11 protein-coding genes are annotated in these 17,414 nt (G+C 43.6%); all 11 read left to right on the top strand.

What is annotated here, in order from left to right:
* Positions 1-9 precede the first annotated feature (9 nt).
* The 11 genes from MRBLPE1_RS09175 to MRBLPE1_RS09125 all read left to right on the top strand — a co-directional run bounded on the left by MRBLPE1_RS09175 (position 10) and on the right by MRBLPE1_RS09125 (position 17,396).
* A complete protein-coding gene (locus MRBLPE1_RS09175) occupies positions 10-855 on the top strand; it encodes a carbohydrate ABC transporter permease (RefSeq protein WP_364144306.1) in 846 nt (281 codons plus the stop codon).
* A complete protein-coding gene (locus tag MRBLPE1_RS09170) occupies positions 852-1,670 on the top strand; it encodes a carbohydrate ABC transporter permease (RefSeq protein ID WP_364144304.1) in 819 nt (272 codons plus the stop codon). The genes MRBLPE1_RS09175 and MRBLPE1_RS09170 overlap by 4 nt, the downstream gene beginning before the upstream one ends.
* A 156-nt stretch (positions 1,671-1,826) precedes the next feature.
* The gene (locus MRBLPE1_RS09165; protein ID WP_364144301.1) at positions 1,827-5,276 is read left to right on the top strand and encodes a glycoside hydrolase family 3 C-terminal domain-containing protein; all 3,450 of its coding nucleotides are present in this window, start codon (positions 1,827-1,829) and stop codon (positions 5,274-5,276) included.
* 460 nt (positions 5,277-5,736) lie between these two features.
* The gene (locus MRBLPE1_RS09160) at positions 5,737-7,479 is read left to right on the top strand and encodes a sensor histidine kinase (protein WP_364144298.1); all 1,743 of its coding nucleotides are present in this window, start codon (positions 5,737-5,739) and stop codon (positions 7,477-7,479) included.
* Positions 7,479-8,813: a response regulator transcription factor gene (locus MRBLPE1_RS09155; protein ID WP_364144295.1), complete on the top strand. Its 1,335-nt coding sequence runs from the start codon at positions 7,479-7,481 to the stop codon at positions 8,811-8,813. Before MRBLPE1_RS09160 ends, MRBLPE1_RS09155 begins: the two co-directional genes overlap by 1 nt.
* Positions 8,814-8,930: 117 nt before the next feature.
* Entirely contained in the window at positions 8,931-10,658 is a 1,728-nt protein-coding gene (locus MRBLPE1_RS09150; protein ID WP_364144293.1) for an extracellular solute-binding protein, read from the top strand.
* 187 nt (positions 10,659-10,845) lie between these two features.
* On the top strand, positions 10,846-11,736 hold the full coding sequence (locus MRBLPE1_RS09145; protein ID WP_364144290.1) for an ABC transporter permease: 891 nt from the start codon (positions 10,846-10,848) through the stop codon (positions 11,734-11,736).
* Between the two features lie 18 nt (positions 11,737-11,754).
* Entirely contained in the window at positions 11,755-12,642 is an 888-nt protein-coding gene (locus MRBLPE1_RS09140) for a carbohydrate ABC transporter permease (RefSeq protein WP_364144594.1), read from the top strand.
* A gap of 31 nt (positions 12,643-12,673) precedes the next feature.
* On the top strand, positions 12,674-13,936 hold the full coding sequence (locus MRBLPE1_RS09135) for a Gfo/Idh/MocA family protein (protein WP_364144288.1): 1,263 nt from the start codon (positions 12,674-12,676) through the stop codon (positions 13,934-13,936).
* 15 nt (positions 13,937-13,951) lie between these two features.
* Positions 13,952-15,616, top strand: coding sequence for a DUF4091 domain-containing protein (locus MRBLPE1_RS09130; protein WP_364144286.1), 1,665 nt, complete (start codon positions 13,952-13,954; stop codon positions 15,614-15,616).
* A 28-nt stretch (positions 15,617-15,644) separates the two neighbouring features.
* Positions 15,645-17,396 (top strand): glycoside hydrolase family 35 protein, encoded by a 1,752-nt coding sequence (locus MRBLPE1_RS09125; RefSeq protein ID WP_364144283.1) that lies wholly within the window; start codon positions 15,645-15,647, stop codon positions 17,394-17,396.
* The last annotated feature ends 18 nt before the right edge of the window (positions 17,397-17,414 follow it).

Raw genomic sequence — 17,414 nt, 5'->3', positions numbered from 1 at the left:
ATGTATCCTATGTGGTTGATCGTTCCAGCGCTAGCGATATTTGCGGTATTGTATTTATATCCGACATTTTCGGGATTTTATTATTCGCTCACGGACTGGTCCCCCTACAAGGACCAGATCAAGTTCGTTGGATTTGAACAATTCGTAGATTTGTTTCAAACAAAAGGCATGTATCTTGCGATGAAACATACCGTGATTTACGCTGTGCTGGTCACCATTTTACAAAATGGGCTAGGCGTACTCCTAGCACTTCTTCTTAATTCGACGCTTATGGGAAAGAATTTTTTCCGCAGCTTGTACTTCTTGCCATCAATCTTAAGCGCGCTAGTCGTTGGCTATACGTTCACGACGGTTCTGCATCCAGATGGAATATTCAATCAACTATTAAACGCGCTGGGATTATCGGATTGGACAAAAGATTGGCTTGGAGATCCGAAGCTTGCGTTGTATTCCGTGACAGTCGTGAATGTGTGGCAATGGGCAGGACAGTCAATGGCGTTATATCTCGCAGGTTTACAGGGAATTTCCAAAGACATGTTGGAAGCATCAGTCATCGACGGGACGACCTATATGCAGCGGCTCCGCTTTGTGATTATGCCGATTTTGGCTCCTGTCGTAACGATTAGCGTACTATTAAGCATGATTGGTTCAATGAAAGCATTTGAGATTATTTATGCTACGACTGGCGGCGGACCTGGGGGCGCTACCGAAGTGATGAATACGTTTATTTTCAAACAATTCGGCTCAGGTCTTTATGCATTTGGTACAGCCGCGAACGTCGTTTTGTTCCTCTCCGTAGCTATCATTTCTATCCTGCTGCTTAAACTGATGCGGAAGGGGGAGATGGCGGAATGAAAATGCGATACGGTTCATGGCTGAGGACCTTGCTGGCATCCTTGGGAAGCTTACTTATTATCCTGCCGCTGGTGTTAGTCGTATTTGGCTCCTTAAAAAATCCCGCTGAAGCCGTTAAATTGAACCTCAGCCTTCCGAGTGAATGGATGTGGTCCAACTATAAGACGGTATTTATAGAAGGCCGGTTACTAAATGGCTTCAAGAATAGTGTGCTGGTTACGGTTTCCACGGTAGTGTTTACCATAAGTGCCGGCTCCATGTGTGCCTATTTCCTTGCACGCCGGCATGGCCGCTGGGTTCAATACTTGTTCTATTTATTCTTTGCAGGAATGATCGCACCGCCTTCGATGATTCCGACGATCAAGCTGATGCAATCGCTTAATATATCGGGACAGTTTATCGGTCTCATCCTGTTCATGACCGCACTTAACCTTCCACTCACCATTTTTATTATGAGCGGGTTCGTTAGATCTTTGCCTAGGGAGCTGGATGAGGCAGCGACGATTGATGGCGCAGGGAGTTTCTACACTTTCAGTAGGATTATCTTCCCATTATTGAAGCCATCGATTGCGACGGTTACCGTATTTGTCGCGATCTCGTCTTGGAACGATTTTCTCAACACGCTTTACATTATCAGCGATAGCAGTAAATGGACACTGCCTTTCTCCGTCTATAATTTCGTTTCGCAATACGGAACTTCGTGGCAATTTGTATTTGCAGATTTACTCTCGGTTATGCTGCCAATGCTTATCGTCTACCTGTTTCTTCAGCGTTATATTATTGAGGGAATGACGGCAGGATCGGTTAAGGGATAACCAGTCATACGGTAGACGTGCGGGGGAGATTCTGCCTCGCACTTTGTCGGAAAGAAAATGAAAGCGCTTAAATAGAGGGGTTCGTCCAATAAAGGTAAGGCTTCGATTGCGATCAAAAATAAAATGACTAAACCAAGGGAAAGGATTGAAACCTCAATGAATAGTAAAACATCTAAGTTTGCAAGAAAGCTGCTCTCTTATTCTATGGTCTGTTCTCTATCGGTCAGCTTATTAGCCGGCACCGCACGTCCTGTACAGGTACTTGCAACAAATGCATCAAAAACCCCCATAGTGTTCAAAACGCAAACAGGCGGAGTATTTGACGGGATGCCATTGTTTGACGGTGTGCCGGAGCATCTGGACGAGTTCGTAGATACTTATTTTGATTATACCGGTGTAGAAGGGCCAGCAGTATACATAGCAGGAGCTCGGAACATCTACACGTTAAAAAGTGGTCCGCATGCCGGTAAAAAAATTCCGGGTGCATTATCGGCAGCGGATAATGACCAAGGAATTTCCACTGACTTTCCTTCGTACATTGGGATGGGACAATCTTGGAATAAGGATTTGATTGCTGATGTGGGAAATGTAATGGGAGTCGAGAAGCTCAGCCAGCTTAAAGTGAAGCAAGGAGATTCTAATATTCAAGACGGTCCGAATGCGTCACGTTCAGTGGCCTTCACGGCAACTAGCGATTTAAGGATCAATCCGTTGATCGGACGGTTTGATGAAAGTTTCAGCGAAGATGCGTATTTAACCTCAACACTGGTGGATACAATGGCGACCGGTCTTACTGGGATCGAACAGGCTAAGAGCGACGACGGCTTCTGGATGAGAGCTGCAGTAGGGACAAAGCATTATTCCGTTTATAATTCCCAATGGTTCCGAGAATCGACAAGCAATAACGCAAGTGCCCGTTCGATCTACGAGTATTATACCAGAAGTCCGTTTAGAGGGTTTGAGAGCGGTTCATTGGCAGGTGTCATGACTTCTTTCGGCATGACAAACGGAATTCCGAATATTCTCTCCCCATTTCAAATCTACGCGAATAATAATTCAAAGTTTGGGGCTTACAGCAGCACGGACTTTTACAGTGACCGTTGGGTCTATAGTAATCCGTTTAGCCCCGGTGGAAATGCACAAGGAAATGGATATGACACGCAATACACGGTAGATCAAGCTCATGCCTCCGTATTGTTTACTCTAGCTGAGTCGGGGGACGGGTTGCAGGATGTCCAAACATTGGTTAATGCTGTGGCAAAGGGACTATATGGAGCCACAAAAGAAGATTTGATTAAAGCCGCGCGATCGCATGTGAACCAAATGGTCCGTCTCGGAATATTTAATGAAACTGACGAAAACGGAATCCCGAAATTTTATCCGTTTGCAAGTGATGCAGGCGATGTTTCTGCTACCAAAGCTACCTACACAGTGCCTGAGCACCAGGAAGTGGCGCTAAGAGCAGCGCAGGAGAGCATCGTGCTGTTAAAGAATGACGGAACGCTGCCACTGGCGAAAAGCAAAAAAGCGGCGATTTCGGGTATATATGCCGATTCAAGGTTCAAAACATCAAAATCGTTAGCTGTAACGCCAGACCTGCCGAATTCGGGTGATGCTCCGCTTACATCGATCATAAAACAAATCGGCGCAGCTAATGTTTCCTACAATACCGGAAGTAAAGTGATAGCACTAACTTCTAAATCAAATGGAAATCCAGTTACCAGCAGTGCGGCAGATGCCGGTGCCGGGCTCGTCACGATTGCTGGACCGTTGGATAAATCCAATCCAGCTCAACTATTCGAGGTTTACGATTGGGGACAAGGTGGAGTCAGTCTGCTTTCAATGAAAAACAAAAAGTGGGTTACTTCTCCGAAATTGGCAGATGCTGCGGTTGGTAACACGGATTCTACCAAACTGAACTTGACAAACAATGACTGGAATTCTGATCAACTAGGTGGGGGAAGCACCAGCGCCATTCCGCCAACCTTGAGAATGGAGAAGAACACAGACGGTACAATCGCTATGGTGGCTGACACCTATCATTTAAGTTTCTTTGGGAATTTTACTGGAAAATATTACGCAAATGGAAGATTGGTAGTTACAGGTGATGACGGTGGGTTAAAAACGGCAGGTACGACGTTAACGAATGCCTCTACTGCCAATGAAGCAAGAAAGAACAGCAATGCTAAGTATAAGCAAACGGTTGTTCAAGATGTAGGAGCTGCTGCTGCGACACGAGCGAAAACCGACGATTACGCCATCGTGTTCGTTGGATCCGTTCCGCGTCATAGCGCTGGTGAGGGGAATGACAGGTCTAGCCTATACATGGGTGATGACGACTACAAACTTGTCAAAACCGTCTCTGACGCCTTCGCTGCGAAAGGCAAGAAAACTGTCGTTGTCGTTCGATCGAGCTTTCCGGTAATCATGAAGCAAATTCAGGATAATCCCAATGTTTCGGCGATCTTGTATCAGCCTTACGGTGGACAATACGATGGGCAAGCGCTGGCTCAGGTACTCTACGGAGATTATGCTCCGACAGGCCGATTGAACTCCACATGGTATGCGGATATGTCTTCTTTACCAGCCATCTCCAAGTATTCTATTCCGGATTTGACCCAAACGCTGGATAAAACCGATCCGCGATACACAGTGGATATGACGAATGCGGACCCGATTGAAACCAAACTAACTTATATGTACACGAAAGCGCCGGTAACATACGAATTCGGGTATGGGCTATCCTACAGTCACTTCAAATACAGCAACCTGTCCGTGCCAGCTTCCGTAAGTGGCAAACAGACGTTCACTGTAAAGGTAAATGTAAAGAATAATGGTAAGGTGAATACTTCCGAAGTTATCCAGTTGTATACGAAGAACAACAAGTCTGCTTACGGCTCGAATGCACCTTCCACGAAGTTGATCTCGTACGAGAAGATTAAGCTTAATGCAGGAGAAACAAAAACAGTCACTTTGAAAGTGGACCCGAAGGATTTTGCGATCTGGGATGTTAACAAAGGAGATCTCATCGTCGAAAACGGCGTCTATACGTTCATGGTCGGTGCTTCCTCAAAGGACCTCCGGATACAAAAGGATGTAAAGGTCGTGGGTACACCGCTTGAGAAACTCAATATTAACAAAGCCTTCAATGTATTTGATCACTCTTTTGCGTCGAAGAACGTGATTTACAGTGAAGTCTCTAAGGAGCGTACAGCAGTAAATCTGAAAGCGAAGAAGGTTATAGGCGGTTACTATGCAGTAGGGTCCATGAATAACGGTGCTTGGATTGCGATTCCAAAAGTTGATCTGTCTGCTGCCAAACAAGTTACGGCAAGCGTCGCATCCAATGGCTCTGGCGGTGTGATTACGTTGCATATCGATTCACCGTCCAGTAAACCGTTTGCCGCTTTGAATGTTCCCGTTACAGGACAGCGCTCCTATACCATAGCCAACGCTGATGCATCTGTTAAGGAACTCGGATATACAGATGTGACAGTTGATCTGACCAACACGAAACTGACGGGAAATCATGATCTTTATGTTGTGTTTAATGCGCCTGATCTACGGATTGACAGCTTGTCTTTTCTAACGAAAAAGACAAAATAGGCGATGTGAAAACTAACTTGAAACTAAAGATTTATAAGTGATTCGTTGATTCTTCAAGAATACCATTGGATACTTATTGACTTCGTTTTGCAATTTTAGAAATCCCACCAGATCAGCTCTAACTTTGGTCATGCCAAAGTTCAGCTGATCTCTTTTATTTTTAGACATGTTTCTAAAAATCAGACTGAACCTATTTTTGGGGTATGTACAGGATCTGGCGTATCTGGCGTACGAATTTTTGTTAATCTAAAGTATGCCAATTACATGACGTCTGCTAAGGTAAAAGATGAACACGCTGAGCCAAGTCTTTGTTATGCTAATTATATTAATCAGCATCGTGAAGTTAGACTGAATAATAGACACATAGAAATGAAATACCACACTTTGAGAAATCCTGTATGACAGGCAAAAGGAGATGCCTCATACAAGTGTACCAAGATGAAGAAGAAGGGGAAATCCTATGAAATTGCAGGCTGCCGGCAAAGCAAAATGGTTCGTCTATCAGAAAATTGTTATCGTATTTATCGTGTTTCTTGTTCCTCTCATTTCGATGAACATCTGGGTCAATTACAAGGGCATGTCTTTTTCAAAGAATACGATGTTGGATTCAGCCGAAGCGGGAGCTTCCTTTTACGCGAAGCAACTGGATAAGGAAATGTATTTTATTCGCAGTCAGCAATTGGGGTTTATTAACGGTGAAGATTTGCAAAAGCTTAGCTTTAGGGGAGGAAGCCTCGGGAAATATGATGAGGTTAAACTGATTGATCAAGTGAGAGATCGATTGGGCTTTCTCATGAATTCTAGCGAATATGTGCTTAATGCAGGAGTTTATATTGCATCAGTAGGTAAAACCATCTCTATTTCGAATGGTGTTACCAATACGCCAAACGATGAATATAAACTAATTTCTACACTATTAGGAGTTTCAATCAAACCTTCCTTTTATAGAGTCGGAGATCGGATATTCTTTATCGAGACAGCGAATAATGACGGCATATGGTCGTATATTGAACTTTCCAAAGTGAAGCTGCTCGAAGAGCTGCATCAAATTAGGACCCTATACAAGGAGTCAGAGGTATTGCTTGGGAGTGAGAGTTTGGGTAGTGTATTTTCCACGACGCAAGAGGATCAAGCCATTACGGTACAGCATCAACTGGTTAAAGATCCTAATGATCAAGCTGACCATATGTCTAAAATGGAGAAAGTCAACGGCATCCGTTATTTTGTAATACACAATTTTGTCAGCTCTTTAAATTTGTCATTAATTATGTATGTGAATCAGAACGAAATCACCAGATCATTAAGTCAGTTTTATACGCTGTATTATCTCTTGTTCAGCATTACCATTATCATTCTTTTGCTATATTCGTTCTCGGTTAATGTCATGATACATCGTCCATTGTCCAATCTAGGCAAGGCATTTCGAATGATAGAAACGGATAATCTGAACTTAGTCATCGAATCCAAGACAAATGATGAATTTCATTATTTATTTCAAAGCTTTAATCGTATGGCACATCGATTGAAAGTTTCCATAAAGGAAAACTATGAACAAAAAATAGCGCTGCAGCATTCGGAATTAAAGCAGCTGCAATCTCAAATCAACCCCCATTTTTTATACAACAGCTTTTTTAATATTTATATGATGTGCAAAGTAGGGGATTCTGATAGTGCCGCGGAGCTCTCCCAAAAGCTTGGAAGCTATTATCAATACATTACCAGAAGCGGTGCCGATGAAGTGCTTCTTAACAAGGAGTTTCAACATGCGCTAGATTATTGCGAAATCCAATGCATTCGCTTTTCCAATCGAATTTCGTATGAATACACCGAGATTTCGGATCAATTGCATACCGTTTACGTACCGAGACTCATCATTCAGCCGATCGTCGAGAACGTATTTGATCATGCCTTTGAAGATGGTACGATGAACGGAGTTGTCTATATTGGAGCTAGCTACCAGGATGATACAGTACGCATCACCGTAGAAGACAATGGCGGTTTATTGACAGATGATAAAATAGAGCAATTGCAGGAGCAGCTTGCAGTCAGAACGAAGCAAGTTGAGAAAACGGGATTAATTAACGTGAGCAACCGGCTGAAATTAATTTATGGAGAGGGCAGCGGCTTATTCGTCTCCCGAAGCCAAAACGGCGGTTTGAAGGTGGAGCTTATCATACATCTTGAAAATAAGGGGGCAAAATAATGTACCGATTGTTAATTGTTGATGACGAGCCTGTCATTGTGAATGGCTTAGTACAGCTTTTCCAGGGAAACAAAGACTTTGAGCTGGATATATGTAAAGCCTATTCCTCCGGTGAAGCGCTTGAAATAGCAAAGAAAACGAAACTGGATATCTTGATCAGCGATATTCGTATGCCTCAGAAGAATGGTCTGCAATTAGTGGATGAAATGGTATACTATTGGCCCTCATGCCGAATTATCTTTCTTACAGGGTATAGTGAATTTGATTATGTATACGAAGCGTTAAAGAAAAGCGTAGAGAACTATATCTTGAAAACAGAAGGAATTGAGCCGATTTTCCAAGCCGTTAAAGAGGTAATAGGTAAACTGGAAGAAGAGAAGAGTCTTAGGCTTCAGCAGGAAAAGGCGCAAAGACATATTCAAATCGCGGAGCCTTATCTAAAAAAAGAACTGATGGAAGCCATGCTGAGCGGGAAGCCGCTTCCTACGCTATTGACTCAACCCATTTATGCAGAAGTGGACTTTGGCATTGCTGTTGAGCGTCCCTCTTTCTTCCTTGTAGGGCAAGTGGATCGGTTGGATATTCATAATTTAAAGGTGCTGGAAGCGGTACAACGGATTTTTGACAATCATCTGCCGGCTTCCATAGTCGGGGAGAAAACGCTCTACAATGGCAGCTCACTTGTGTGGCTTCTTCAAGCGGATGAGGAATTACTGGGACGCTTTAGAGGGACACAATCAGATGCGGATGCGAATGAGCAGGGTATAGCATCCTATATGAAAGGCATTCTTGAGCTTGTGCAGAATGAATGTGTTGAGGTGCTCGCCGCTTCGGTTTCATTCGGCATTTCCGGGAATTTATTAGGAAAGTGGGATACGCTTCATCTCCAAGTGGAAGCCGTTCGTGCAATGATTCAGAAAAGAGCGGCATTTGGTCAAAAAATGGTTATTGTTGATTACGAAAAATCGACCGGTTGTGAATCGGATATGAGCGGAGAGATGAAGCAAGAAGAATTCAAACAATTGCTAATTGAACAAATTCATCAATATGTGCATAACAATCTGTCCAATGATGTGTCCCTAACGGCTATTGCAGATGAAGTGCATTTTAATCCATCCTATTTGTCCCGCTATTACAAGCAGATCACGGGACATAATCTATTAGAGTATATACAATCCGCGAAAATGACCGTTGCCATTGATCTAATGATGAATACATCCTTGAAATTAAATGAAATTGCAAGTAAGGCTGGATTTGATTCGGCTTCGTATTTTACGACTTTTTTTAGAAAAATGACAGGACGTTCCCCTCAAGAGTATCGAAATTCACAATAGGTAAAAAAATCAAAAGCGATGTAAACAAAGTGAAATTGAAACCGCTTTCCCTCTCGAAATATAATAAACACAGGGATCAGGGCTACTAACATTATCAAAAGGGGGAAAGTGTTCCATATGAAAAATAATAGAACGATGAAAATGATCTTATTGTTATCGCTGTCTCTTTTAACCATTTCAGCATGCTCGACTCAAGGTGATAACAAAGCAAATACACCAACCTCTGAACCGTCATCAGAGAACAATCAGACGGAAGCCGCTCCGCCAGATCCATTCGGTAAATACCCTGATACGGTTACGGTTACACAAGTACTAGGATTTAATCCACCTGAAGATCCGAGAACGCCAAAAGGCATTACACCCGATCAGAATGCTTACTTCAAGGATCTCAAAGAGATGATGAACATCGATGTGAAATACAAATGGACCGTGCCCTCCAGCCAATTTGAACAAAAATTTTCACTCGCGATGGCATCGGGAGACCTGCCTGATATTTTAGAGCTGGACCCGAAAAACTTCGAGAAGCTGAAAAAGCAGGATATGCTCGCTGACCTTTCAGATGCTTATGAACAATACGCATCGCCAATACTTAAGAAATACATGGAATCGGATGGCGGTTTTGCAATGAAGACTTATCACTCAGACGGCAAACAGCTGGCGATTCCAGCTTTTGAAGATCCATTCCTATCTACTCAATTGCTTTGGATTCGGAAGGATTGGCTTAGTAATTTGAACTTACAAGCGCCAACAACGATCGATGAGCTGGAAAAGGTCGCAGAAGCGTTTGTGAAAAATGATCCCGATAAAAATAGCAAGAATGATACTTACGGTATTTCTTTGCAGAAAACGCTGTTTTTCTGGGGATTTGATGTAAGAGGATTATTTAACGGATTCGGGGCCTACCCATCCATTGGTGATGCTCAGACAGCCTGGCTCAAAAATGGTGAAGATAAACTAATACCGGGTCTTATTCAACCTGAGGTGAAGACGGCGCTTAGTAAGCTGCAGTCTTGGTACCAAAATGGCATTCTGGATAAAGAATTTGCGCTGAAGGATGAGAACAAGGCAGTAGAAGATCTTACTTCGGGCAAGGTCGGTATTTCTTACGGAGAATGGTGGTACCCGAACTGGCCGCTTAATTTAAATATTGACAATGATCCGAAGGCTGAGTGGATTGCGGTTCAAATTCCAGGGCTAGACGGTCCAGCAAAATCACTTGTTCCAAAAATTCGGGCTGGTAAGGTTTTCGCTGTAAACAAAAAATCGAAAAATCCAGAAGCAGCCATTAAAATGATCAATTTCTATATCGAAATGGGCAACAAACAATATTTAGAAAAAAACAAAGCAGAGAATGGTTATGTATATAACTGGTTTAATCCACGTATCTACAACCCTGCTCAAATTGAAACGATCTATACAGAAGTGAACAAGGCACTCGACGCTAAACAGACTGAAATTACGCTTGATGATGAGAATTTCAAGAATGTAGCGGATGTCTTCAAAGCAAGTAGGGATTACCTTGCAGGAAATACAAAAGATGCTACCAAAGGCGTAAATTGGGGTCAATATTATAGCCGTGCAGCAAAAGACGGCGGCTGGGGAACGACTCGTAAGATTAAAGAGAGCGGAGCGTTTGTAAACAATGAATTCTATGGCCTTCCTACAAAAACACAAGTAGAGAAGGGGGCCCAGCTAGATAAGCTTATGCAAGAGTCCTTTACAAAAATCATTATGGGCGCCTCGATTGATGAATTCGATAACTTCGTTGCAAGCTGGAAGTCGCTAGGCGGCGATGATATTACGGAAGAAGTCAATGCATGGTATAGCGAGCAAGCCAAAAATTAAATCCTAAACAAGCGTAAACGGCTGACGCCGTCCTTGGCGGCAAAAGCTCGTTTCGCGGTGAAATATAAGCAACGTAAAAGGTTGAATTTTATACTTTCTTATATTTTTAAAAAAAGCGGGAGAGACGAGTCGAGGAGTCGACAACTCCTCCCGCTTTAAAATTAGCAGCTGGTAAGGAGGGTCATCTATGAGAACGCTGAAAAAAGAATATTTGCTGCATTTGATGCTATTGCCTGGTGTTATCGCTACTTTGATCTATGCATACGGACCTATGGCTGGCCTAGTCATGGCTTTTCAACAGTTTGAACCATTATCCGGGTTTTTCAGATCAGAATTCGTTGGCCTTGAAAATTTCCGTTATGTATTTGCTTTACCGGATTTCAATCAGGTGCTATGGAATACGATCATTATCGCGCTCTTCAAAATGGTCCTGTTTCTGCTTGTTCCACTCCTTCTTGCGCTGTTGCTAAATGAGGTTACAAGAAAATGGTTTTCAGGCTTCATTCAGTCTGCCATCTTCCTTCCGTTCTTTCTGTCATGGACCGTGCTTGGGGGCGTCGTTATTGAATTGTTCTCGCTGAGCGGACCAATTAATGGCTTGTTAACCGAAATTGGATTACAGCCTATTATGTTTATGCTCGACAATGACTGGTTCAGAGGTATTGTCATTGGCTCAGATGTCTGGAAAGGCATGGGCTACAATATGATTGTTATGCTCGCAGCCATTGTAGGCATCAATGCAACGCTTTATGAAGCGGCAGAGGTTGATGGAGCAGGGAAATGGAAGCAAGTCATGCACATGACGCTTCCGGGTATTGCCCCCATTCTTATTTTGCTTGGCGTATTAAGCTTAGGCGGCATTCTCAATGCGGGTTTCGAACAAATTCTAATTATGTATAACCCGACGGTTTATGAAGGTGCGGATATCATTGATACATTCGTTTACCGACTAGGGATGTTCAGTCAACAATTCGGGCCAGCAGCGGCAATCGGCCTCTTTAAATCAGTCATATCATTAGGGTTAGTATCTATTACCTACTATGCGGCTTACAAAATTAACAATTACAGAATATTCTAGGGCGGAGGTAATACGGTGATACACAAACAATCAATCAGTAGAAAGCTTTTTGTCGTGTTCAATACGTTGTTGTTAACTTCAATCACGTTGCTCGGTATTATCCCGTTTATTCATTTACTCTCTATTTCACTTAGCTCCAATACGGCAGCGATGGCAGGAGAAGTAAAGCTTTGGCCTGTCGGCTTCTCCTTGGATGCTTATCAATACTTGGGAGAGAAGGTAGAGTTCTTCCGTTCCTTATGGATTTCCGTTCAGCGGGTCGTGCTTGGGACGGCCGTCAATATGCTTCTTGTATTTATTACGGCTTTTCCACTCGCGAAAACGAATAATCAGTTTAAATTTAGAACCCCTTATGTCTGGTTCTTTGCAGTTACGATGTTTTTCGGCGGCGGATTAATTCCTACTTATATCATTGTAAAAAATACAGGTATCATTGATTCGATTTGGGCACTCGTTTTGCCAGGTGCTTTGAATGTATGGAATATGGTGCTCATGCTGAATTTCTTCAGATCCATTCCGAGAGAACTGGATGAGGCCGCTACAATTGACGGTGCGGGACACTGGCGAGTGCTTTGGCAAATTTATTTGCCTGTATCGCTTCCTTCGATCGCAACCATTGGATTGTTCACGATTGTCGGGCATTGGAACTCTTGGTTTGACGGTATTCTTTATTTGAATTCACCGGAAAAGTATCCGCTGCAAACCTATCTTTCTACATTAATCATGTCGATAAATGCCCAAATGTCCTCCATGTCTATCGAGCAGCTTAAAGTGATGGATAACTTAAGTGAAAAGACACTTCGAAATGCGCAAATTTTTATGGGTGCTTTGCCCATTATGCTCGTGTATCCGTTCTTGCAAAAGTATTTTGTTAAAGGCATGACAGTAGGAAGTGTCAAGGAATAGATAGATTTAAAACAACGAGGAGAGATCATTCATGAAAAAAGTTACTGTCGCAATCATTGGAGCGGGACTACGGGGAGTCAACTATTTGGAGTATGCACTTCAGCATCCTAATGAACTGCAAGTTGTAGCTGTTGCTGAACCGGTTCTTGAACGCAGGGAGAGCTTCCAAGCTAGGCATAGTATTCCGGATCATATGTGCTTTGAGAATTGGGATGATTTTTTCGCTATGCCGAAGCTCGCGGATGCTGTACTCATCTGCACCCAAGATAAACAGCATTTTGATCCGACAATGAAAGCACTTGAGGCTGGCTATCATGTGCTGCTCGAGAAGCCGATGTCTCCGGATGCCAAAGAATGCTTGCTTATGGGAGAAAAAGCGTCTCAGTTAAACCGTGTGTTTTCGATTTGTCATGTGCTTCGGTATACTCATTTCTTTTCTACCATTAAGGGACTGCTAGACAATGAAACAATTGGTCATTTGATGTCTATCACGCATAATGAAAATGTAGGATTTTGGCATCAAGCACATAGCTTCGTGAGAGGGAATTGGAGCCGGAAAGAAGACTCCAGTCCGATGATTCTAGCGAAGTCCTGTCATGATCTGGACATTTTACTCTGGTTAGCAGGTTCGGAATGTGTTCGCGTATCCTCCTTTGGATCACTCTCTCATTTTACATCCGATCAAGCGCCGGCTGGAGCGCCGTTACGCTGCTTGGACGGTTGTCCTGTGGCAGATGATTGTCTCTACTATGCGCCTAAGCAATATTTAACAGAGGATACAAATTGGCCTACAGCGGCGATTAGTAATGATTTGAGCTATAGTGCGCGCTATAAGGCGCTAGAGGAAGGCCCATACGGCAGATGCGTCTATCATTGTGACAATGATGTCGTTGACCATCAGGTTGTGAATATGGAGTTTGCTAATTCCGTCACGGCAGCATTTACGATGAGCGCATTTACTAAAGATGTCAGCCGTACAATCAAGCTTATGGGAACCAGAGGGGAAATCCGCGGTGCCATGGAGAAGAATGAAATTGAAGTGATTCATTTTGGCAGCGGCAAGGTTGAGCGAATCTCTTTTGAAAATATGGGAGGTCACGTTGGTCACGGCGGCGGCGATATGGGTTTACTCAAGGATTTCTTAAAGCTGGTAAGAGAAGACGGCAAGAGTCAAGGGCTTACCTCGGCAAGTCAATCGATTCAAAGTCATTTAATGGCATTCGCGGCGGAACAATCAAGAATGGATGGAAACAGTGTCAATCTCAAAGATTTTGCAAAAAGCATCCTAATATAATGAGGTGAAAGAGTAATGAATCATCCAATCCAATTTGAGACGAAGTTACTAAGCTCTTTGACAAAAGTATTCGCAGACGAGACGCCAACCGAACAAGCCTTTAACAGCGCATCTGCGCTTTTCGGCGAGACCTATTCATTCCAGGTCGCATACACTTCAGATACGCTCTTGAAAAATATAAATGTAAACCTTGACTCAACCCTTGCAGACCGTATTTTGATTAGAACTGTCGGACTGGTTCCTTCGGAGATGCCTTGTTTCAAGTACCCTGATGATAACGTCCTGCGCACGACACCGGGACTATATCCAGATCCGTTATATGAGCTGAATCAGCAATCCATTAGTGCGGTTCCCCAGCAATGGCGTTCCATTTGGGTGAGCGTTGAGCTTGACCAATCTGTCTCTGCGGGTCTTCATTCCATTCAAATCTCCTTCTTATCAGATGAAGGAGAGACCTTAGCGGTATCCGATGTATTTCAGTTGACTGTCATCCCTGCCGCATTACCTCCGCAAAAATTGATTCACACAGAATGGTTTCATGTAGATTGCATTGCGACGCAGTATGGCGTCGAAGTCTTTAGTGAAGCGCATTGGACACTTCTTGAACGTTATGTGGACTCGATGGTCAAGCATGGCATGAACATGATATTGACGCCACTATTTACACCGCCGCTCGATACTCTCATTGGAGGAGAACGTCCAACTGTTCAACTGGTGCAAGTTGATGCCCAGGGAGATACTTATCATTTTGGTTTTGATCAGCTTACGCGGTGGGTAACCATGTGCAAGAAGCTAGACGTGAAGTACTTTGAGTTTTCACACTTATTTACGCAATGGGGAGCAAAGTTCGCTCCAAAGATTATGGGAACGGTACATGGTGAAGAGAAAAAACTATTTGGCTGGAAGACGGATGCATCCTCAGAAGCTTATCGTAACTTCTTGGATCAATTCCTGCCTAGTCTTGATCGATACTTGAAAGAGAATGGACTGGATCAGCAAAGCTGGTTCCATGTTTCGGATGAACCGGAACTCAGTCATTTGGAATCTTATCAAGCTGCAAGCGAGATCGTGCGCCGGCATCTTTCCGATTACCCTATTATGGATGCACTATCCGATTTGGATATGTATGAGCGGGGTCTGGTGCAGAGACCGATTCCGGGGAACAATCACATCGAACCGTTCCTGGAGCATGGCGTTCCAGATTTATGGACCTATTATTGCTGTGCGCAGCATCAAGAAGTATCCAATCGCTTTTTTAACATGCCTTCTTCTAGAAACCGGATTATTGGACTTCAGTTGTATAAGTTTGGATTGCAGGGTTTTCTGCACTGGGGCTTTAATTTCTGGTATTCGCAGTATTCCATTGATCAGAAGCTCGATCCTTATCGGTCAACGGATGCAAAGCTTGGATTTCCTTCGGGAGATTCCTACTTGGTTTATCCGGGCGAAGAGGGCCCAATCGAATCGATCCGCTTGGAAGTTCTCTATGAGGCCTTGCAAGACTTACGTGCATTAGAGCTGCTTGAGCAAAAGATTGGCAAAGAACAGACGATAAAGCTAATGGAAGAAGGCTTAACAGCGCCATTGACATTCTCCTGCTATCCAAAAGGCAGTGGAGAATGGTTGCTAGCAACTAGAGAGAGAATGAACCAGGCGTTAGCCAGTCATTATGCTGAATAACTTAACTATTTAATGAGGTGGAGAATTGATGACTACATTTAAATATTCAGGATCTTCATTTTATTTTAATGATCAGCCCATACGCCTCCTTTCAGGAGCCATTCATTATTTTCGAACCGTACCCGAGCATTGGCAAGATCGACTTGCAAAATTAAAAGCATGCGGGCTCAATACCGTTGAAACGTATGTCCCATGGAATCTTCACGAGCCGAAGAAGGGCCAATTTCATTTTGAAGGCATGGCGGATATCGTTCGTTTTATTGAGCTGGCTGGAGAGATCGGGCTGCATGTCATCGTTCGGCCTGCACCTTATATTTGTGCGGAATGGGAATTTGGCGGACTCCCTTCTTGGTTGCTGGCAGACTCGGATATGCGTCTCCGTTGCTACCATCAGCCGTTTCTAGATCATGTGGATGCTTACTATGATGTGCTGCTTCCGAAATTAAAACCACTCCTATGCACCAATGGCGGACCGATAATCGCGATGCAGGTCGAGAATGAATATGGAAGCTACAGCAATGACAAACGGTATTTGATTCATCAAAAAGAAAGCATGATTGCTCGCGGAATGGACGTGCTGTTATTCACTTCTGACGGGCCTGAAGATGCGATGCTGCAAGGCGGTATGATCGATGGTGTTCTGGCAACGGTGAATTTTGGATCCCGTGCAGCAGAAGCTTTCGAGAAGCTTAAAGAATATCAACCGGATGCGCCGTTTATGTGTATGGAATATTGGAACGGTTGGTTTGATCATTGGCATGAAGAGCATCATACCCGTCCCGCTGAGGATGTCGCGGGTGTGTTGGATGAAATGCTTAGTCTAAACGCATCCGTTAATTTCTACATGTTTCATGGCGGAACGAACTTTGGCTTTTTTAACGGAGCGAACGGTCATACAGCGGATAGCTATGAGCCGACGGTTACAAGCTATGATTATGATGCTCTGCTGAATGAATCCGGTGAACCGACAGCTAAATATTATGCTGTGCGCGATGTCATCTCTAAATATGCGGATCTAGGTGAATGTGAATTGCCAGCTCCGATCGCGAAGAAGGCGTATGGACGGATGGAAATGACCGAGCAGGCTTCATTAACGGCTAACCTAGACAACATCTCTACACCTATATACACCGCATATCCTGAGACGATGGAAAAATTGGGGCAGGATTACGGGTTTATTCATTATGCGACATTCATTAGTGGACCTCGTCCGAAGGAAGAATTCTTCATACAGGACCTGCATGACCGTGCTCAAGTGTTTCTTAATGGCAAACTGGCTGGCATCCTGGATCGTACGGATGCGAATGCTAAACTAGCGTTTGATGTACCCGCTGAAGGTTTGCAAGTGACTGTGCTTGTAGAGAACTTGGGCCGTGTCAACTATGGACCTTATATGAAGGATCGTAAAGGAATTACGGAGGGCGCGCGTTATGGACGACAGTTCTTGTCGGATTGGAAGACGTATACGTTACCGCTGACTGACTTATCCGGTCTGCAATTCGGAGTCATCTCGGAACAAATGGAACCAAGCTTCTTCCGAGGAACGTTAGTTGTCGATGAGCCATGTGATACTTTCATCAGCTTGGAAGGATGGACCAAAGGGGTCGTGTTTATTAATGGCTTTAATTTGGGACGTTATTGGAATACAGGGCCGCAAAAAAGATTGTATGTGCCGGGACCTTTATTGCAGCAAGGCGATAATGAAATTGTCATTTTTGAATTGCATGGAACCTCTGACAGTACTGTGACCTTTTTGGATCAACCTGATTTAGGCTCTTAAACGTTCGTTTGGTATCAA

This window comes from Paenibacillus sp. LPE1-1-1.1, assembly GCF_040676435.1.
Lineage (GTDB): Bacteria > Bacillota > Bacilli > Paenibacillales > Paenibacillaceae > Pristimantibacillus.
The sequence above is the reverse complement of the archived record's forward strand: the minus strand, read 5'-3'. Positions and strand labels throughout refer to the sequence as shown.